This is a genomic window from Ekhidna sp., from assembly GCF_964218185.1.
Taxonomy (GTDB): Bacteria; Bacteroidota; Bacteroidia; order Cytophagales; family Cyclobacteriaceae; genus Ekhidna.
The window spans coordinates 45,150-66,984 of sequence record NZ_CAXPLV010000011.1 but is presented as its reverse complement, the minus strand read 5'-3'; the positions used below and the strand labels follow the sequence as shown (position 1 = coordinate 66,984).

Here is a 21,835-nt window from a genome sequence, read left to right as displayed (position 1 = left end):
GAATCTTTAAGATTTAAGACAATGAGATTCCTGAATTCCGCTATGCTACATCAGGAATGACGCCCAAATAAAATAGTGAGTCTTAGTCACAGTTTCGTGTACAAGAAATCCGGTTTCTGAAGAATGAAGAATACCGGAATCTCTAACAAGAAGTACACAAAACCCTCAAGAAACTATCCAAACCCTTTTCCTGTTTATCTTTAGAATCGTAAACCTTAAACCATTTAAATACAGATTTATGCCTCAGGATTTTCTAGGAATCGAAAAACAACTACCCAGTCAATTAGGAGAACACAAATACTTCAGCCTCTTCGAATTAGCCAAGAAGAAGCCGGTCGTCAAAAAACTCCCCTACTCCATCCGAATTCTTTTAGAAAACGTCATACGAAATTATGATGGTTTTGCAGTAACAGAAGATCATATTGAAACAGTACTTAACTGGAAAGAAACTGCCGGTGTAAAAGACATTCCATACAGCCCTGCGAGGGTATTAATGCAGGATTTTACCGGTGTACCGGCCGTAGTTGATATTGCCTCCATCAGAGCGGAAGTGGCCCGAAAAGGAAAGGATACCAGTAAAACCAATCCGGTCGTCCCTGCAGACATGGTCATTGATCATTCGGTGGTTGTAGATTTCTTCGGTGCAGCAGATTCCTACCAGAAAAATGTAGATCTGGAATATGAAAGAAACGATGAGCGATACAAGCTTTTGAAATGGGGGCAACAGGCATTTACCAACTTCTCAGTAGTTCCTCCGGGTATGGGTATTTGTCACCAGGTAAATCTGGAGTATTTAGCAAAAGGAGTTATTGAAAGAGATGGCTACTTGTTTCCTGACACCCTTGTGGGGACGGATTCCCATACCCCTATGGTGAATGGTATTGGGGTTCTTGGCTGGGGTGTTGGAGGAATTGAGGCAGAAGCAGCTATGCTCGGCCAACCGATCTACATGATCCTACCTCAGGTAATTGGACTGAAGATCACCGGTAAGATGAAGGAAGGAACGACCTCCACTGACTTAGTTCTTACCATCACTAAACTACTTAGAGATTATGGAGTGGTAGGAAAAATCGTGGAGGTTTTCGGCCCAGGACTTGAGAATCTGGCAGTTACGGACAGAGCCACCATCTCCAATATGTCACCTGAGTTTGGCTGTACAGACACTCATTGGCCTATTGATCAGCGTACGCTTGATTACATGAGGAATACGAGCCGTACAGAAGACCACATAGACATGGTGGAAGCATATGCCAAGACCAATATGCTTTGGAGGGATGATAATGCTGAAATTGAATATACCGATGTAGTGGAGCTTGATCTGGGAACCGTTGAACCGACAATCTCCGGACCAAAGCGACCGCAGGATAAAATCCTTTTGAGAGAGGCAAAGAGTAGAATGGTTGAGCTACTTAAACAACAGGGAAGGGAATATATCGCAATAAATGAAAGAGTAGCAGACTGGGCCAATGAAGGTGGTCAGCCAGCATCAACCGTAAGTAATAAAAATGGAATTAGAAGTGTAGATGTTGAAATTGACGGTCAAACACACTGTATATCAGATGCTTCTGTTGTGGTGGCGGCTATTACTTCATGTACCAACACGTCGAATCCTAGTGTAATGATTGGTGCTGGTCTTGTGGCTAAAAAAGCTTCCGAATTAGGACTGAAAGTAAAACCATGGGTGAAAACATCTCTTGCGCCTGGCTCTCGCGTGGTGACTGAATATTTGGAAAAATCCAACCTTCTTACTTACCTGGAAGACCTAAAATTCTACACGGTTGGATATGGATGTACCACCTGTATTGGTAATTCAGGAGATATGATTTCAACGGTACAGAAAGCGGTCATTGAGAATGACCTGATTGTAAGTTCTGTGCTATCAGGAAATCGAAATTTCGAGGCACGTATTCATCCGAATATTAAAATGAACTTCCTGGCATCACCTATGCTGGTAGTGGCTTATGCACTTGCAGGCCATACCGACTTTGACATGAACAATGAGCCTTTGGGACAAAGTAAAGATGGAAAAGATGTCTATCTGAAAGATATTTGGCCTTCTTCTCAGGAAATCGAAGAAGTAATGACAAGTGTGTTAAGTCCTGAAGATTACAAAAAGAATTATGAGACGATCTTCGCTGGAGATGACACCTGGAAAAATCTGGCTGCTCCTAAAGGACAGACATACGAGTGGGATAGTAAGTCTACCTATATTCAGGAAGCACCATTCTTCCAGAATATCTCTGAAGATGTACCTGAACCGGAGGATATCAAAGGAGCTAAGGTATTGCTCCAACTTGGAGATATGGTGACTACAGATCACATCTCTCCAGCAGGTAAATTTTTACCTGAACATCCGGCAGGCAGGTATCTGGTAGAAAATGGTGTGGAGAAGAAGGATTTTAATTCTTACGGATCGCGTAGAGGAAATCATGAGGTAATGATGAGAGGAACATTTGCGAACGTAAGGATCAAAAACAAGCTCGCCTCCAGGGAAGGTGGCTGGACCACATATATACCAACAGGAGAAGAGATGACTGTATTTGATGCGTCGATGAAATACCAGGAAGAAGGAACTCCTTTGGTAGTAATCGGTGGTAAAGAGTACGGATCAGGCTCATCCAGGGACTGGGCAGCTAAAGGTACAACTCTCCTTGGAGTGAAAGCTGTAATTACGGAAAGTTATGAGCGGATTCACCGCTCTAACCTTGTAGGTATGGGTGTGTTGCCGCTGCAGTTTCAGGAAGGTGAAACGCAGGATACGCTAGGCCTGACCGGAAAAGAGACCTATGATATCTCAGGCATCTCCGACAATCTGACACCCGGAAAACTTGTGGATGTCACTGCAACACGTGATAACGGAGAAAAAGTGGAGTTCAAAGCCATAGTGAGATTGGATTCAGGTGTGGATGTAGAATACTACAAGCATGGAGGAATTCTTAATTATGTGTTGAGGAATTTTTTGAAGGATAATTAGTTAGTGAAAAGATAAATCGATAAAAACCGGATCAAAACTCCGGTTTTTTTTGTTGGTATATAGAAACCTTAACTTTAAACAAACTTGAAACGACCGATTATATGAAAACTAAACAGCTAGGATTTTTATCAATTTTTATGATTGCCCTCATTGGGTTTTCATGTACCAATACCAAAAAATCAGAAGAGAGCGCTGACGAGACCAGCGGAACAATGGAGCTAAAAGCTAAAATCACCCTCACCAAAGCTCCTCCTTCACCAGAGTTTCCGGATGCTCGCCTTCTTAAGATCGCCTCTACATCCACTCCCACTGACAGTGGAAATGTGGTCAACTACACTTTTGATGTGCAAAACTATGAACTTGGAGTGCCCACAGCTGATTACGAAACCCGTGGCATTGCCAATTCCGGAAAAGGACAGCACATCCATTACATTGTGAATAATGGACCATATGCGGCTCACTATATGCCTGGAGTTAATGACATTTTGGATGATGGAAATTACGTAGTTCTGGCATTCCTTTCCAGATCCTATCATGAAAGTGTAAAAAGTGATGAAGCTTACTATGTTGAAAATCTGACCGTTGGAGATGTGGAAGTTGATGAGGCTGATCTATCAGCTCCTCACCTATTCTACAGCCGTCCGAAAGGAACTTACAGTGGCGCAGACACTAAAAAAGTGATGCTTGATTTCTATCTGCTAAACACTACACTTTCCACAGATGGGAATAAAGTAAGAGCGACAATCAACGGCAATGAATTCATGATTGACGAGTGGGCTCCATACTACATCGAAGGGCTACCGATGGGTGAGAATACTATCAAGTTAGAGCTAATCGATGGGGAAGGTAATGCAGTGCTAGGACCATTTAATTCTGTAGAACGCACAGTTACGCTGGAAGAGTAAGACAATCGATTCTAGAACTATTCCGGGTTCTACTATTATCATCAATGTGTCATTTCGACGATAGGAGAAATCTTTAAGCTATTTAAGAGATTCCTCGTTCCTCGGAATGACATATTTTTTATGATCTAATCTAGTCCACCCACTCTGCTACAAATAGATTCGTATCTCTATTTCCCCCATTGTATCTGTTTGAAGCCCAAACTAAATACTTACCATCTGGGCTAAACATCGGAAAAGAATCGAAAGTATCATCAAAAGTGACTTGCTCTAAACCTGTCCCATCCAGATTAATCATGAAAAGGTTGAAGGGAAATCCACGCTGAGAGGCATGGTTTGAAGAGAATAATATTTTTTGTCCGTCAGGAGTAAAGAATGGTGCCCAGTTGGCATTTCCTAAGCTTGTAATTTTTCTGGCATCAGAACCGTCAGCATTTGCGACGTATAATTCCATTTTAGTAGGCTGAACCAACCCTTGAGCTAAAAGCTCGGTGTACTCATTTATTTCCTCTTCCGTTTGCGGACGTGAAGCTCTCCATACTATTTTACTACCATCCGGTGAGAAGAAAGCACCGCCATCATAACCTAGCTCGTCAGTAATTTGAACTACATCAGAGCCATCCAGATTCATGGTGTACAACTCCAGATCACCAGATCGTGTTGAAGTAAAAATGATTCGATCACCATTTGGAGAAACGGTCGCCTCTGCATCGTAACCAGCTTCAGAAGTCAATTGATCAACAATGTTTCCCTCAAGGTCTGCTACGAAAATGTCGTATCCTTCATAAATCGGCCAAACATACTTGCCACTTGTTCGCTCAGGAGTAGCAGGACAAAGACTATCCACAAGATGTGTTGAACCATAAACGATTAGAGAATCTCCAGGTAGGAAATATGCACATGTAGTTCTACCTAACCCAGTTGACGCCATATTAGGTCTTACTCCTTTTTGTGAGTTCGATACATCCAGTGTGAAAATCTGGTCACATTCCACTCCCCACTCAGAGTAGTCCGATTGGAATACCAGGCTTTTTCCGTCAAAGCTCCAGTATGCTTCTGCATTGTTACCTCCCCAGGTCAACTGTTGTACATTTTTAAGATGTACCTCTTGCTCGTATTTCAAGGAATCAGTCGATGCTGCTTCTGTTTCATTATTTGTTGCCTTCTGGCACGAAAAAACAGCCAGCAATAGAATTATAATCGTAAAGTTCTTCATTCAATGGTATTTTCGAGTTGCGAAAGTAATCTCTAATTTCAACCTATGAAAAAGCAATTTTCACCTCTCCTACTGACATTTGTTTTTTGTTTTTGCCAGCAACAGAAACCATATAATCCAATTGAAGCTATATCTAAGGATATTTCTGTCCTTGCCAGCGACTCGCTAGCCGGAAGAGAAGTCGGTACTGAGGGTGAAAAAATGGCTGCCGATTACATTGCGAGTGAACTAGAAAAAGCAGGTGTCCAGCCTAAAGGAACCGATGGATTCTATCAGTCATTTTTTGTAAAAGATGCGGATAACCCACATGCTCAGCCTTCGAGCGAGACAGGAGAAAATGGCATCACCGGGTACAATGTGGTCGGGGTGATTGACAATCCGGGAGATGAATTAGTAATTATTGGAGCACATTATGATCATCTGGGAATGGGAGATTTTTCCTCTTTACACCGAGGTGAGCAGGCTGTGCATAATGGAGCAGATGACAATGCAAGTGGAATTGCTGCCATGCTGCATTTGGCACGAGTATTATCAAAGCAAAAACTCAATAGAGATGTGCTTTTCATTGGATTTTCAGGTGAAGAAAAAGGCCTTTGGGGTTCCAATTACTTTACTAAAACCCCAACAATCGATCTGACAAAAGTCAACTTTATGATCAACATGGATATGGTAGGAAGACTAGATGAATCTAAAGGGCTTGCTATCAATGGAACAGGAACCTCTCCTATCTGGAACTGGCTCTTGGATGAAGTTAATTCTGATAGTTTAAAACTCATTAAAAGTGAATCAGGAGTAGGTCCTTCCGATCACACCTCCTTCTACCTGCAGGATATTCCCGTGCTCCATTTCTTTACCGGTCAGCATGAGGATTACCACAAGCCGGGAGACGATCCAGAGAAAATCAATGAGGAAGGAATACTGAAAGTGGCATCCATTATTGAGCGGATGATTGTTCTTATGGATGATGATGAGAAAATTGCTTTCACGAAGACCAAAGATGAATCTGATAATCCTCGTTTTACAGTTACCCTTGGAGTAGTGCCTGACTATATGTTTGACGGAGAAGGCATGCGTATTGATGGGGTGAGTGAAGATAAGCCTGCTATAAAAGCAGGAATTGAAAAAGGAGATGTGGTTATTCAGCTCGGCGATAGCACAGTCACAGATATGATGAGCTACATGCGGGCGCTTTCCACATTTGAAAAAGGAGATAAAACGACTGTGATCGTTGATCGAGGGGGTGAGAGATTGAGTTTTGAGATTGAGTTTTGAGAGACACCCGGATTTATTCCGGGTTGTTCCGTTAAGTAAATTGAAGATCCTGGCACAAGGCCGGGAATTATTTTTAATTGTCATTCTGAACGCAGCGAAGAATCTTCAAGCTTAGATTTCTCCTATCGTCGAAATGAAAATAGTTGTGACTATCCCTTGAGGGGATTACAGGGGTGTAACATCCCCCTCTCCCTAATTTCCAACACACCCCCGAAACGTCGGACCGCCTTCAAAGGGGGATTTACACCTTAATCGACTCGTTTTCCGCCTCAAACAGCGGCAGCCATAACGTGAATGTGGTGCCCTTACCTTCTTCACTATCAACTTCAATCTTTCCATTGTTCATTTCCATGAACTCATGTACCAACTGAAGTCCAAGCCCTAAACCTTTCTCACCGGAGGTACCATAAGTGCTTTTCTTATCCTGTAGTTGGAATAGCTTTTTGAGCTTATCCTTTGGCATCCCTACTCCTGTATCATACACTTCGATCTTAGCCATTCCATTTTCTTCTGAAGCTTTGATACCTACTTCTCCCCCTTCCGGTGTGAATTTTAACGCATTGTTTACCAGATTTCGAAGGATAGTCATGGTCGTATTTTTATCCGACCATAATTCCATGTTCTTAGGAACATCAGTAACCAATTCGATGGATTTGCCTTGAGCCATGTTGGACAAAACCTTAACCAACTCATCAGACATTTCTTTCAGGTTTAGTTTCTCAGGAACATTCGGAATGTGCCCTTGCTGCTGCATAGCCCAGTTGAGTAGGTTATCTAAAAGTTTTGATAGTTGGTCTACCGAAGAGTCAATATGCTCTGTCATTTCCAAAAGCTGATCTGTTTGCTTGGTTTGCACCATCATCTTGATCATCTGACTGATGCCATGAAAACCAGCCACCGGACTTCTCAAATCATGCGAGATAATGGAAAAGAATTTGTCTTTGGTGCTGTTCAAGCGTTCCAGCTCAGCTTTTTGTTCACCAAGGATTCGATTGATTTTCGCTTTGGATCGGTAGTATTTGTAGATGATTGCTGCAAGCACAATGAGGATAAAAGCAAATGCTCCAACAGCGATAGTGATGATTCTTTGCGTCCGTTTCTCAGCGGTTAGAAGATCTACTTCTGCTTGTTTTTGACCTACCTCGAATTCGGTGCGCAAATCGGCCATTTTTTGAGTGGTTTCAATGCTTTGTATACTGTCCTTAAGAGCAACGTATTTTTTATGATGCGTATATGAATTTTGAAAATTTCCTAAGTCCTCGTAGAGCTCGCTTAGTAGTAGAGATGCATCGCGCGCCTGTTCTTTAAGGTTATTTTCAGACGACATTTGCAATGCTTCCTTCGTGACTTCAACAGATTGATTCTTCTTATTTTGCTCAAAATAAACTCTACCCAAATTGTGAAGGTAATCAGCCATTCCATAGTAATCACCCATGGGCCTTAATCGCTCTATTGCTTCTTCTAGTAGATTCTCAGCAAGACCATAATCCCCTTGCTTCCAGCTTATCAGTCCTGTATTTCCCTTTGTGTATGCAATTCCTACTTCAAATTCTAATTCTTCAAATATGGGAAGTGCCTTCTTTGTATAGTACAATGCACTGTCATATTCCTGCATCTTATAGTACTCATATCCAATATTTAAGGAGCCATAACCGATATACTCGAAATCGTTAACCTCCTCGAATAATTTTAATGATTTCTTCTTAAAAAGCAGCGAATTCTTTTGATCGTTATTAAGTGAATAGGATGAGGCAATCTGGCCGTATATAGCACCTAATTCTTCATTCAATTCATGAACTTTTGCATGTTCTGCCCCCTCAAATAGTACATCGAGTGATTTTTCAAGCCGACCGGTTTTTGAATAGGCACTTCCCATAACTATATAGGCGGTGGCGATAAGTTCAACTTTGCCTTCCTTTTGTGCTTCCTCAAGAAGCATGTTAGAATATTTAATTTGCTCTTGCGGTTCCGTTGAATTAATGGATATTACCCTCAAACACTCCAATCTTTCATCAGTATTCAATTGTTGATTTTGCAACCTTAAGATCGAACTATCCGCTTTTTTCTGATTTTGGGTGAACCCTTGAAACATGAAAAAAAGTGCCATTAAAAAAATGACACTCTTAAAAGCAAATTTTTTGAATCTAAACATTTTAATCACCTCCTTTTGGATAATGTAAGTCAGGATCCACATCAATATATCCCCCGCCTCCGGAAGCAGGCTTCACAGAAATCGTATATTTCACATTTATTGTACCAGTAAGACCATTTTTAACCTTTCCTTTCGGCTTTTTTGAATCATTGTCATTTACCTTCTCAAGTATCTGATTCTGATTTGGTTTTATTTTCACCTTACTGATTGTGTCATCGGCCACCCAGTCTACTTCGTCTCCTGAGTTAACTCCAGTGCTTGGATTACCAGCATCGACTACTTGCCAGTTTCCACTCGAATCTTGATACTTGAGCGTTTGACCATCTAAGGTTAAGTTTATTGTAATAATTGCCATATTATTGGGTTTATGGTGACTATAAATAATTGAATGCCCAATATATCAAATGATAATGTGAAATTGATTCATCACCTAAAATTGATTCATTTTTACAAGCGGTTAATGGTTTGTCTTTAATGGCCTGTTGTGGGTTTGTAATTGAAAAACTATGCGAATAATTATTTACTCATTTTCTATTTTTTTATCAGTCCTTACTTACAGTCAGAGTATAAGGGAAATCTATCAGGAAGGGATCAAAGCGTATGAGGAGAAGAACTACACCCTCTTCAATGAAAAGATGTTTACGATAGATACCATGCGACCAAACTATCCCGCGGTGGTTTACAATCTTGCCGGGAGTTATGCCCTAATTGGCAATACTAATCAAGCACTGGAAACGCTCAATAAATACATCCTCATGGATGCTACTCAGGACTTTTCTCAGGATTCGGATTTTGCTTCACTTTTAGAGACAGAAGGCTTCAAAGAAGTGACACAAAAGCAAAAGGAACTAACCGAAACAATAGAAGTGATGGAAGTGCACCAATTTCCCATTTTAACATCGCATCCAGAGTCGATCACTTACTCAAAAAAGCAAAGGGCATTTTTTATGGGAGGGGTACGAGATGGAAACATCTGGAAAATAAAGCCGGGAAGCCTACCGGAACTTTGGGTAGAATCTCCTAAAAACTCATGGGCAGTAATGGGCGCTGAAGTATCTGCAGATGAAAAATACCTTTGGGTATGCACATCTTCAATGAACAACTATCATGAATACAACCAGAATGAAGAAGGTTTTGCGAGTGTAATTAAGTATGATATACGTAACAGAAAAGCCTTGGAGACATTCTATCTCACCGATGGCCACAACTTTGGTGACTTAATTTCTGATAATAAGGGAAATGTTTACATCTCCGACGGCACTGCCAACAAACTCTATTGGATAAGTGTGGAAAATGGAAAACTTGAGGAGTTCGTGGATCTCTCAAAAACCGTTTTCAACCTGCAGGGGTTAGCCTTAAATACAGATCAGACAGATATCTACCTCAGTGACTACATAGATGGAATTTATAAGGTAAATATTGCCACTAAGAACACTTCCAAATTAGCTATTGAAGGCGAGGATATTCTCATTAAAGGAATCGACGGACTTTATTTTAAAGACAATTCATTGATCGGCCTACACAATGGAAGCAATCCAAACAGGGTCATCAGATATCAGCTTTCTGAAGATGGAAATGCTATTATCCGTAAAGATATCATAGCTCAAGGAGGCTTGCTGGGCGAGCCTACCCAAGGAACCTGGATTGACGGAACTTTATATTATATTGTAAACAGCCCATGGGGAGCTTATGATCGGGATGGTAATTTTGCCCCATCAGGTGAAAATATCATTCTAGGGAAAGCAGAATAGTCCACTAATGGCGTGAAGGATCGTCTATAGTTTATGTCTGAATATCTAATTGTAATAGCAGCGGAAAACGAAAGAGGACTTTCTCCCGCTGAAGAGAAGCACTGTATTGCAGCATATGGAAAGTGGGCTGAGAAACTTGGCCAGAAACATATAGTAGCTCGTCGGCTATCGTTGGATCTCGGCCATCTCTTCCCAAGTAAAAAAACACTTACTACAGATGGTCCCTTTGCCGAAGCAAAAGAACTAATTGCAGGTTTTGTTCTCATACAAGCTGACTCCCAGCAAGAAGCGAATAAAATAGCCTCCTCCTGTCCACTTAATGAGTACTTCCATCTGTTTGTGAAGGCTACCAATTAGTCTGATTTTTCACTTCACAGAAACTTTCGCCTTGAGTAGTCGTATGTACTATGCATTAACAAGTACTAATTAATACAATTAAAAGAAACCATTGATGCAACCTTTTGTCTTTAGATGGCATCAAACACCCTAGAAGACCTAAAACTCAAAAATTATGAAGCGACTAACTACTACTCCAAAGCTGATTTTATCAGTATTCACCACTTTATTGTTCTTAACCTCTTCTGCTCAGGATGAAGGATTCATCTATGGAAAAGTTACCACTGAAGATGGTGATGTGTATGAAGGCCCCATCAGATGGGGAAAAGAAGAGGTTTACTGGACGGACATGTTCAATGCCTCAAAAAGAGAAAATAAAAATCTGGACTACCTCACCAGTCGTGAACTGGATGCCCTGGAAGACCGATACGATGACAACAACAACCTCATCTCCCGATTTGTAAATATTTCGTGGGACGATGATAATGATGGACGATTCGTTCACGAATTCTCAACTGAATTTGGCAACCTAAAATCTTTGCGAATGCGATCAGGAAGTCGGGTTGAGGTAGAGCTAAAGAACGGAGATTATATCGAGGTAAATGGAAGCGGTTACAATGATATTGGCACAAAAATCAATGTGATCGATCGCGAGCTTGGTAAAATTCAGCTTTCCTGGAACAACCTGGATAAAATAGAATTCCTCCCTACCCCCTCCAGGTTGGATGAGAAATTTGGAGAGCCTCTGTATGGGACGGTAATCTGTGATCTGGGTGAATTTACCGGGTTTGTTCAATGGGATCATGACGAGCGTGTTGGTACCGATGTGCTGGATGGTGAAGAAGATGGAAACGACTATGAGATTGACTTTGACAAAATCAGATCCATCAAACGAGATGGCTACAGCAGTAGCATTGTGACCCTAAAATCAGGAAGAGAACTTGACCTGAGAGGCACCAACGATGTAGATGATGATAACAAAGGAATTATTGTGACGGTCAAAGGACTTGGTAGAGTAGATATCCCCTGGGATGAATTTGATAAAGTCACTTTTAAAGACGCTCCAAATAGTGGCCCAACTTACAGCTCATTCGGATCTCCTAAGAAAATAAGTGGCACAGTAGAAGTAGACAATGGTGATCGTCACAATGGAGAAATCATCTTCGACCTGGATGAAGAGTACACTTTCGAATTACTGAATGGCGAAGATGATGATGTGAAGTTTATCATCCCATTCTACAACATCAGCGCAATCGCTCCCAGAAGCTCTGACACATCAATCATCACGCTCAAGGATGGAAGCAAGCTAACGCTGGAAGATGGTCAGGATGTATCGGATAAAAACCTTGGCGTACTGATTCGGACTAAATCAGACAGGGTATATGTTCCGTGGGATCGCATTGAAAAGATAAACCTGGACTACAACTAACTCAAAGGACAAAAACTCAAAATCATGCTGAAAAATTATTTCAATGTTGCCCTGCGCAACCTATTCAAACACAAGTTTTATTCTCTCATCAATATACTGGGATTGTCAATCGGGCTTACGTGTTTTTTGATGATTTCCTTGTATGTAGTAGATGAGCTGAGTTATGACAAATTTCACTCGGATGCTGATCGTATTTATCGGATGGACTTTACCGGAAATATCAACGGATCTGAATTTATCACAGCGTTGGCCAGTGCTCCCGCCTCAACAACGATGGTGACAGAATTCCCTGAAGTGGAAGATGCAACCCGGTTGAGAAGCACGGGAAATTGGATCGTAAAAAAGAAGAACACCGAAGATGCCTATAATGAAGATGCTGTGGTTTACGCAGATAAAAACTTCTTTCAGTTTTGGGACTTTAAGTTAATTGCAGGAAATGCTGAAACCTGTCTTGAGCGACCAAATACCCTTGTTTTAAGCCAATCTTTAGCTACCAAAATTTTTGATGATGAAGACCCAATCGGGCAAATGGTGGTGCTGGATAACGATAAGGACTGGGAGGTGACTGGTGTATATGAAGACATGCCATCCAACTCACATTTCAACTACGAAATGATGCTATCGATGGAAAGCAGAGAGGAATCCAAATCAAAGATGTGGATGAGTTTTAACTTCAACACCTACCTGAAACTTCAGGCAGATTTTGATCCTAATATGTTGGAGGCAAAATTTCCAGCTCTCATAGAGAAGTACATTGGGCCAGAAATCCAGCAGTTTATGGGTGCAAGCCTGGAGGAGTTTTATGAGTCCGGAAACAAAGCTGGATTTTACCTCTTCCCTCTCCAGGACATTCACCTAAAATCTGACAAATTGGGTGATCTTACTGTAAATGGTGACATTAAGTATGTACTCATTTTCACTGCCATCGCCTTGTTCATCCTTATTCTCGCCTGTATCAACTTCATGAATCTTTCTACTGCTCGTTCGGCTGGCAGAGCCAAGGAAGTGGGAGTGCGAAAAGTAATGGGAGCATACAAGAGTCAGCTTAGGAAGCAGTTTCTAACCGAGGCTTTTCTGATCACATTTATTTCGATTCTTATCGCTTACGGATCGTCTTTTCTCCTCCTTGATCAGTTCAACACGCTTGCAGACAAGGTGATGAAATTCGACAACCTGCTATCTGTAGAGTTTATCCTGATAATGGCTGGGGTACTGATTACCGTTGGATTCCTCGCAGGAAGCTATCCTGCATTCTTCTTGTCTAAATTCAGACCTGTCGAAGTGCTAAAAGGAAAACTTAATCTCGGACTCAAAGGTGGTGGACTAAGAAGCACATTGGTGGTTTTGCAATTTTGTGTGAGCATTATTATGATCATCGGAACGGCGATTGTCTACCAGCAGCTTTCTTACATTCAAAACAAAAAATTAGGATACAGCAAGGATCACATTCTAATGATCCATGACCCATGGCTCATGGGAGATAAATCAGAATCGTACAAGAATGAGGCATTGCAACATTCCAATATTCTGGCTGGCACCATGTCAAGCTTCCTTCCTGTGAACACTGCAGATAACAACAATGCGTGGTTCCCAGGGACTAATTCCACAAAAACCGAAACATACATTTTCCATGAGTTTAGGGTAGATCATGACTACATGGAAACACTGGACATTGAAATGAAAAAAGGAAGAAGTTTTTCCAGGGACTTCCCTAGTGATAGTACCGCTGTGATCCTCAATGAAGCGGCCATGCATCGATTGGGATGGACTGAAGAAGAGGCAATTGGAAAAACCATTTCGACCTTCGATGGATTTCAGGATAGTGTCTTCACAGCTTCCTACAAGGTAATTGGTATCGTGAAGAACTTTCATTTTTCCTCACTTAGAAATGGAATAGAGCCACTGATTTTTGAGTTAGGGAGAAGCAGAGGTTTTGTGTCTTTCAAAATTTCCAGTGAAGACATCCCGGGCACAATCAGCTTTCTTGAAGACAAATGGAACGAGTTTGCCCCAAGTCAGCCGTTCGCCTATAGTTTCCTGGATGAGCGCTTCAACGAGATGTATGAAAATGAGCAAAAGCTTGGAAAAATTTTCGGGGTGTTTGCCTTCCTTGCTGTGTTCATCGCCTGTCTTGGACTATACGGACTTGCAGCATTTACTGCCGAGCAGCGCACCAAAGAGATTGGTGTGAGAAAGGTGCTAGGAGCTTCTATTATGAGCATCATCACCCTGCTATCCAAAGAGTTTTTGAAATTGGTAGGTATTGCCTTTTTGATAGCTGCACCTATCTCCTATTTTGCCATGAATGAATGGCTTCAGGATTTTGAAAACAGAACAAATATTAATCCTATGGTTTTCTTATTGGCTGGAATATTAGCTCTGGTGATTGCATGGGTCACCATGAGCTACCAGTCATGGAATGCGGCTAGAGTCAATCCTGCCAAATCCCTAAAGGACGAATAACTTCACCTACTCTACTACTAAGGCCCATTCCGCCAACCACTGGATGGGCTTTTTTACTCCAAGCAACTATTCCTGGTTAAATGCATCATTATAACGACCAACTCCTACTACTATGCTCAAAAATTATTTCAAAGTTGCCCTACGAAATCTTCTAAAGCACAAATTCTACTCACTGCTGAATGTTATAGGACTATCCATCGGGCTGGCCTGTTTCATGCTCATTTCCCTATTTGTAAAAGATGAACTAAGCTATGATGCACATCTGGATGGAGCTGATAGGATATTTCGAATTGATTTTTCAGCTACGCTGAATGGATCGGATCACATTTCAGCCCAGGTGGGTGCTCCTATGGCTCTGGCACTTAAGACTGACTATCCGGAAGTCGAAGATGCAGTTCGAATAAGAAAATCAGGAAACTGGTTTGTAAAGCGCAAGGGACAAACGGAAACGTTTAAAGAAGAGCATGTAATCATGGCTGACTCCAACCTGTTTGACTTCTTTTCTTTGAAGCTGATTTATGGAGATAAAAAAACGGCGTTAAACCGACCTAACACGCTGGCAATGGATCTTAGCACATCTAAAAAAATATTTGGAGACATCAATCCCATTGGAGAGGTTCTGGTTTTGGATAATGAGCATGACTATGAGGTAACCGGGGTTTATGAGGACATCCCTCAAAACACTCACTTTCATCAAAACATGATGCTCTCCATGAGCACATTCGGGTGGGCCAATAATCAAAACTGGCTGAGCACCAATTTCAATACCTACATCAAACTGCAAGAAGGTACCTCAAAGGAAGATATGGAAGCAAAGTTTCCGGCTGTAATTGAAACGTATTGCGCTCCATTGATTGAGCAATTTCTAAATATGAACCTGGAGGAGTTTAAAAACAGCGGAAATGCGCTCGGATTTTCTCTCTTCCCGCTTACGGATATTCACCTGAAATCAAACAAGGATGGAGAGATGGAAGCCAATGGTGACATCAAATATGTCTTTATTTTTTCGGCTGTCGGTCTTTTCATACTCATCCTCGCTTGTATCAATTTTATGAATCTTGCCACTGCCCGGTCTGCCAATCGTGCGAAGGAAGTAGGAGTTAGAAAAGCCATGGGTGCTTTAAAAAATCAGTTGGTGAAACAATTTGTTACTGAAGCACTTTTAATCTCAGTCTTAGCATTTGTTTTCGCTTATTTCATTTCATTCCTTGCTATTCCTTCATTCAATGCTATCTCCGAAAAAGAACTGTATTTCTCAAGCCTCTTCGAAGGATCATATGTCCTTACCATGCTTGGCGTAATGATACTGGTGGGTCTTCTTGCGGGCAGCTATCCGGCGTTTTATATGTCCATGTTCAGACCGGTGGAAGTACTAAAAGGCACCATTCGTCAGGGAATTAAAAGTGGTCCAATTCGCAGCGTATTGGTAGTTTTTCAGTTTTCCATTTCCATCATTATGATCATAGGCACAGCCATTGTGTTTGATCAACTTTCCTTTATTCAAAACAAAAAACTAGGATACGAAAAGGATCAGGTACTCATGGTAAATGATGCCTGGATTCTCCGTGATCAGGCCGAGGCTTTTAAGAATGAAGCTTCCAGAAACTCCAATGTCATCAGCAGCTCACTGAGCAGCTTCCTGCCAACTGGAAATTTTGGTAATTCTAACCTTTACTTTAAAAATCCAACTGCAGCATCAGAAGAAAGTTTGGTGATTGGAACTGCTACAGTGGATCATGACTATCTCGCCACAATGGGACTAACCATGAAAGAAGGCCGATTCTTTTCGCGGGAATATGCCAGCGATTCCTTGGCTGTAATATTGAATGAGACTGCTGTACAAAGATTTGGATATGAAAATCCACTCGCTTCCAAACTCTACACCCACGATGGAGATGATGACAATGTAATCGTAGAAGGATATCGAATCATTGGTGTGGTGAATGACTTTCACTATAAATCACTTCGCAGCAACATTGAACCGCTCGTGCTCCATTTAGGCCAAAACTCAGGATATGCCATTTTCAAGATACAAATGGAAAATGTGGAAGAGACCATCTCATTCCTGGAATTAACCTGGGATAAGTTCGCCCCTGGTCAACCCTTCGAATTTCAGTTTATGAATCAGCAATTTGATGCTATGTACAGATCAGAAAATAAGATTGGAGATATCTTCACAATCTTTGCAGTTATCACCATTTTCATAGCTTGCTTAGGTCTTTTCGGACTTGCAGCTTTCACAGCTGAGCAAAAAACCAAAGAAATCGGAATACGGAAAACCTTGGGTGCTACTATCCCAAGTATTGTCAATCTACTCTCCAAAAATTTTCTCAAGCTCATCATTATCGCACTTGTGATTGCAATTCCTTTAGCGTCAATCATCATGAGCTACTGGCTGGAGGCATTCGCCTATCGAACCAGCTTAAAGCCAGGTACTTACATTATTTCTGGCATCATCGCCATTGCGATCGCCTGGCTGACAATAAGCTTCCAATCATGGAAGGCTGCACGAATCAATCCAGCACAATCTCTCAAGGATGAGTAGCGCACATATCCACAACTTTTCCACAAAACAAAAGCGATCTAAAATTGGGTCGCTTTTGTTCTTTACTTTGAAGGTTCTTTCCACTTCCAAGCAATTTGCGATATGTACCTCATATTCGACACTGAAACCACCGGCCTCCCTCACAACAAAACCGCTCCTGTTGAGGAGTTGGACAACTGGCCAAGACTTGTTCAAATTGCCTGGCAGCTGCATGATCATTCAGGGAAGCTCCTTTCTATAGGAAATCATATCATTAAGCCAGAAGGATTTACAATCCCTTTCAACGCTGAGAAAATTCATGGCATCTCCACCGATCGTGCACTAGAGGTAGGTGAAGATCTATCTGAGGTGCTGGACAAATTCTCGGAAGATGTCAGACGAGCAGAAGTTCTTGTTGGTCATAATATCGAATTCGACAATAAGATCATCGGTGCGGAATATCTACGAACCGAAAAAGAGAACCTTCTTGCAGAAGCAAAGAATATTGACACAGCAGAAGATACCAAAGAATTTTGCCAGTTGCAGGGAGGCCCGGGTGGACGTCTTAAGTCTCCAAGGCTTATCGAATTATACGAAAAGCTTTTTGGTGAACCCTTTGCTGACGCACACGATGCAGCCTACGATGTAGATGCGACAGCAAAAGCATTTTTTGAATGCCTAAAACGCTCCATCATCCCAACCATCGATGATACCAATCCAAGTGAAATCACATATGAAGCTCCAGATCTGGATGATGCCAATTTTGCGACCAAAAGGGAGAAATCCTCAGGTAAGATTGGTACAGAAGAAGTAGATGCAAAAGACATCAAAGGGGCATTCTGTCACTTACATGGTCATTCACAATTCTCCGTCTTACAAGCCACACCTGATGTGGGAGCCATTATAGCCAAAGCAAAAGCCTATGAAATGCCTGCTGTTGCGCTGACAGATTTGGGCAATATGTTCGGAGCGTTCAAGTTCGTAAAAGCGGCCAAAGGAGCAGGAATCAAACCTATAATTGGATGCGAATTTTATGTTGCTGAAGAACGTCTTAAACTTCAATTCACGAAGGATAATCCGGATAAACGCTTCAAGCAATTGCTACTTGCCAAATCAAAAAAAGGATATGAAAATCTAATCAAGCTCAGCTCAATTGCTTATAAAGAAGGAAACTACGGTCTCTATCCTAGAATTGACAAAGCTTTAATCGAAGAATACAAAGAAGACCTTATTGCTCTCAGTGGAAGTCTTGGTGGTGAAATACCCCATCTGGTTTTGAATGTGGGTGAAACGCAAGCAGAAGAAGCAGTCCTTTATTGGAAAAACTTGTTTGGTGATGACTTCTACCTCGAAATAAATCGACACGGGCTGGAGGAAGAAAACAGGCTCAACGAAATTTTGGTTGGATTTGCCAAAAAGCACGACATCAAACTCATTGCTGCAAATGAATACTTCTACCTCGATAAGGAAGATGCAAAAGCCCATGATGTACTGATTTGCATCAAGGAGAACGAAAAACAGAGTACTCCTATCGGTAGAGGTCGAGGTTTTAGGCCGGGCCTTCCTAATGACAACTACTATTTCAAAACCCAGCAGGAAATGAAAGAATCTTTCGGAGATATTCCGGAGGCAATTGAAAACATTTCTGAGCTCATTGATAAAGTGGAAGCATACAGCCTGGAACGTGACGTACTTCTCCCTGCCTTTGATATCCCTGAAGAATTTATTGATCCTGAAGATGAAAAAGATGGAGGTAAACGTGGAGAGAATGCCTATCTGCGACACCTGACTTATCAGGGTGCTGAAAAACGATATGATGAAATAACAGATGAAATCCGTGAGCGAATTGATTTTGAATTAGAGACCATCGCCAACACCGGATATCCGGGGTATTTCCTGATCGTTCAGGACTTTACCGCAAAAGCACGAGAGATGGGTGTGGCAGTCGGGCCAGGACGGGGATCAGCGGCGGGTTCTGTGGTGGCCTACTGCATTGGAATTACCAACGTAGATCCAATTGCGTATGATCTCCTATTTGAGCGTTTTCTTAATCCGGACAGGGTATCCCTTCCCGATATTGATATTGACTTTGATAATGAAGGTCGGGAAAAGGTGATCAAATATGTAATTGACAAATACGGATTTGATCAGGTCGCTCAAATCATAACCTATGGCACCATGGCTCCAAAATCAGCGATAAGGGATGCAGGTAGAGTAATGGAATTGCCGCTTCCTGAAACTGATGCCATCGCCAAGCTCGTACCCGAACGTCCGGGGACGAAATTCACCAAGGTGTTTGAAGAGGTGAAAGAACTAGAGGATCTGAGAAAAGGCAAAGACCTTCCCTCTCAGGTTTTGAATCAGGCGGTCGTGTTGGAGGGTTCACTTAGAAACACAGGTATCCACGCATGCGGGGTGATCATCACTCCGGCTGATATGAGTAACTATGTTCCTTTGGCCAAGTCAAAAGATTCAGACCTGCTTGTCACTCAGTTCGACAACAGTGTGGTTGAATCGGCTGGTATGCTGAAGATGGACTTTTTGGGCTTAAAAACCCTGTCTATCATTAAAACTGCTGTAGAGAATGTGGAGAAAAGGCATGGCATCAAAATCGACATTGATAAGATTCCACTGGATGACCAAAAGACCTACGAGCTGTACCAACGAGGTGAAACAAACGGCACGTTCCAGTTTGAGTCGCCCGGTATGCAGAAGCATCTTCGAGCACTCAAACCAGATAAGTTTGAGGATTTGATTGCCATGAACGCCCTGTATCGTCCGGGTCCAATGGAGTATATTCCCAACTTCATCGCCAGAAAACACGGCAAGGAGCAGATCAGCTATGACATTCCTGAAATGGAAGAGTACCTGGCTGAGACGTATGGAATCACAGTCTATCAAGAGCAGGTAATGTTACTTTCTCAATCTCTCGCAGGCTTTACAAAAGGTGAGGCAGATGTCTTGCGTAAAGCAATGGGTAAGAAAAAGCGGGACGTGCTGGATGAAATGAAGCCCAAGTTCATCGAGCAGGCTAAAGCCAAAGGTCATCCCGAAGATAAGCTAGAGAAAGTTTGGACTGACTGGGAGGCATTTGCAGCCTATGCATTCAACAAGTCTCACAGTACCTGTTATTCAGTAGTTGCTTACCATACAGGCTACCTCAAAGCCAACTATCCAGCAGAATACATGGCTTCTGTGCTCACCCACAATCAGAGCAGCATTGACAAGGTGAGCTTCTTCATGGAGGAATGCAAGAACAGAAACATTCCGGTGCTGGGACCACACGTCAATGAATCCCAAAAAGACTTTGCGGTAAATGCCGAAGGAGAAATTCGATTCGGGATGGGTGCGATAAAAGGTACAGGTGAATCAGCTGTCATGGCTATCATTGAAGAGCGGGATGCAAAGGGTCCTTTTAATGACATCTTCGATTTTGCAAAACGGGTCAATCTAAGAACAGTAAACAAAAAGTCATTTGAAAGCCTGGCAAAAGCTGGCGCATTTGACTGCTTCGAAGAATTTCACAGGAGGCAGTATGTGGAACCGGATGAAGAAGGTTCATCCCTTATTGAGAAGTCCATCCGCTATGCCAACCGCATGCAGGAAGAGGAAGCCAGCAATCAATCGTCCCTCTTTGGTGGAGCTACAGGGACAGACATAGCCAAACCAAAGGTTGGCCGAATTGAGCCATACGGCGATATTGAAAAGCTGAATATTGAGAAAGAAATGGTGGGGCTTTACATTTCTGGTCACCCACTCAACCAGTTCAAATTTGAAATGGATCACCTGACCAATGCTGGAATTCATCAATTGGCTGAGCCTGAAAAAATGCAAGGGAGAGAAATACGAATTGGAGGTGTAGTAAGTGATGTGCAGCATCGAACATCAAAAAAAGGGAATCCGTTTGGTCAGTTTACCCTCGAAGATTTTAACGACAATCACACCTTCTATTTGTTTGGACAGGATTATTTGAAGTTCAAACCAATGCTTGAAAAGGGTTGGTTTCTATATCTGAGTGGTAACATCCAAAATCGGTGGAATAGCGAGGAGCTTGAATTCAAGATTCAGAACATTGAACATCTGAGTGAGATACGTGAAAAGATGACCAAGGGTCTTGAATTAAAAATGCGTTTGGAAGATGTGAATTCTGTTATTGTAGAAGAAATAGAGCGAATAGCCGAGCAATATCCAGGCAAATCACTTTTGAAAATGTCGCTGGTTGGTGTGTATGAAAACAGGGCTATTAATCTTGAGATGTTGAGCAGAAAGTTCACCATTGACCCTACTGACGAACTTATTAAAGAGTTGCAGGGCATTGATGAAATTCATTATCGGGTGCTGCTTCAGAAAAACTAATTGTCAACTCAACAACAAACAGCCTTTTTATCAAAAGAGAATAAACTATTCAAATTACTTTTGTGTTCGAATCACAAGCAATCAAAAAAATTCAATTATAAGACAATGGCAAAAGCAGTAGAAATTACGGACAGCAACTTTGAGGAAATCATCAATTCAGATCAGCCGGTACTGGTTGACTTCTGGGCAGAGTGGTGTGGTCCATGTAAAATGATCGGTCCTGTGGTAGAAGAACTAGCAGGCGATTTTGAAGGCAAGGCAGTGGTTGGAAAAGTAGACGTGGATGCAAATCCGGAAGTTTCTGCAAAATTCGGAATTAGATCAATCCCTACCCTTTTGGTTTTCAAAAATGGAGAGGTTGTAGATAAGCAAATTGGCGCTGTGCCTAAAAACGTATTAAGCGATAAGTTGACTGCCCAAATGGCGTAAGTCAACCCTCTAAAAAATAATTTAGCCCCAA

At 41.9% G+C, this 21,835-nt stretch carries 13 protein-coding genes; 10 read left to right on the top strand and 3 right to left on the bottom strand.

All coding sequences use genetic code 11. The annotated features are described in order from the left end of the window. The first annotated feature begins 238 nt into the window (after positions 1-238). On the top strand, positions 239-2,974 hold the full coding sequence (gene acnA, locus ACEQZT_RS15975; protein WP_370090473.1) for an aconitate hydratase AcnA: 2,736 nt from the start codon (positions 239-241) through the stop codon (positions 2,972-2,974). 101 nt (positions 2,975-3,075) lie between these two features. Further along, entirely contained in the window at positions 3,076-3,879 is an 804-nt protein-coding gene (locus tag ACEQZT_RS15970) for a phosphopeptide-binding protein (RefSeq protein ID WP_370090472.1), read from the top strand. 130 nt (positions 3,880-4,009) lie between these two features. Here the strand turns inward: ACEQZT_RS15970 and ACEQZT_RS15965 are convergent, their stop codons facing one another. Further along, positions 4,010-5,092 (bottom strand): TolB family protein, encoded by a 1,083-nt coding sequence (locus ACEQZT_RS15965; RefSeq protein ID WP_370090471.1) that lies wholly within the window; start codon positions 5,090-5,092, stop codon positions 4,010-4,012. Between the two features lie 45 nt (positions 5,093-5,137). On the opposite strand from ACEQZT_RS15965, the gene ACEQZT_RS15960 reads away from it, so the two are divergent. Next, the gene (locus ACEQZT_RS15960; RefSeq protein ID WP_370090470.1) at positions 5,138-6,364 is read left to right on the top strand and encodes a M20/M25/M40 family metallo-hydrolase; all 1,227 of its coding nucleotides are present in this window, start codon (positions 5,138-5,140) and stop codon (positions 6,362-6,364) included. Between the two features lie 241 nt (positions 6,365-6,605). Here ACEQZT_RS15960 and ACEQZT_RS15955 read toward each other — a convergent pair whose 3' ends face one another. Beyond that, positions 6,606-8,303, bottom strand: coding sequence for an ATP-binding protein (locus tag ACEQZT_RS15955; protein ID WP_370090469.1), 1,698 nt, complete (start codon positions 8,301-8,303; stop codon positions 6,606-6,608). 214 nt (positions 8,304-8,517) lie between these two features. Further along, entirely contained in the window at positions 8,518-8,871 is a 354-nt protein-coding gene (locus ACEQZT_RS15950; protein WP_370090468.1) for a hypothetical protein, read from the bottom strand. Positions 8,872-9,022: 151 nt separating this feature from the next. On the opposite strand from ACEQZT_RS15950, the gene ACEQZT_RS15945 reads away from it, so the two are divergent. The 7 genes from ACEQZT_RS15945 to trxA all read left to right on the top strand — a co-directional run bounded on the left by ACEQZT_RS15945 (position 9,023) and on the right by trxA (position 21,804). Then, on the top strand, positions 9,023-10,267 hold the full coding sequence (locus ACEQZT_RS15945) for a hypothetical protein (protein WP_370090467.1): 1,245 nt from the start codon (positions 9,023-9,025) through the stop codon (positions 10,265-10,267). 33 nt (positions 10,268-10,300) lie between these two features. Next, positions 10,301-10,624: a YciI family protein gene (locus tag ACEQZT_RS15940; protein WP_370090466.1), complete on the top strand. Its 324-nt coding sequence runs from the start codon at positions 10,301-10,303 to the stop codon at positions 10,622-10,624. A 154-nt stretch (positions 10,625-10,778) separates the two neighbouring features. Continuing rightward, a complete protein-coding gene (locus ACEQZT_RS15935; RefSeq protein WP_370090465.1) occupies positions 10,779-12,032 on the top strand; it encodes a hypothetical protein in 1,254 nt (417 codons plus the stop codon). A gap of 24 nt (positions 12,033-12,056) precedes the next feature. Then, a complete protein-coding gene (locus ACEQZT_RS15930; protein ID WP_370090464.1) occupies positions 12,057-14,495 on the top strand; it encodes an ABC transporter permease in 2,439 nt (812 codons plus the stop codon). A gap of 112 nt (positions 14,496-14,607) precedes the next feature. After that, the gene (locus tag ACEQZT_RS15925; RefSeq protein ID WP_370090463.1) at positions 14,608-17,040 is read left to right on the top strand and encodes an ABC transporter permease; all 2,433 of its coding nucleotides are present in this window, start codon (positions 14,608-14,610) and stop codon (positions 17,038-17,040) included. A 102-nt stretch (positions 17,041-17,142) separates the two neighbouring features. After that, complete coding sequence (gene dnaE / locus ACEQZT_RS15920) at positions 17,143-21,375, top strand: DNA polymerase III subunit alpha (RefSeq protein WP_370090461.1); 4,233 nt, start codon at positions 17,143-17,145, stop codon at positions 21,373-21,375. Positions 21,376-21,435: 60 nt separating this feature from the next. Beyond that, the gene (gene trxA / locus ACEQZT_RS15915) at positions 21,436-21,804 is read left to right on the top strand and encodes a thioredoxin (protein WP_370090460.1); all 369 of its coding nucleotides are present in this window, start codon (positions 21,436-21,438) and stop codon (positions 21,802-21,804) included. Positions 21,805-21,835 lie beyond the last annotated feature (31 nt).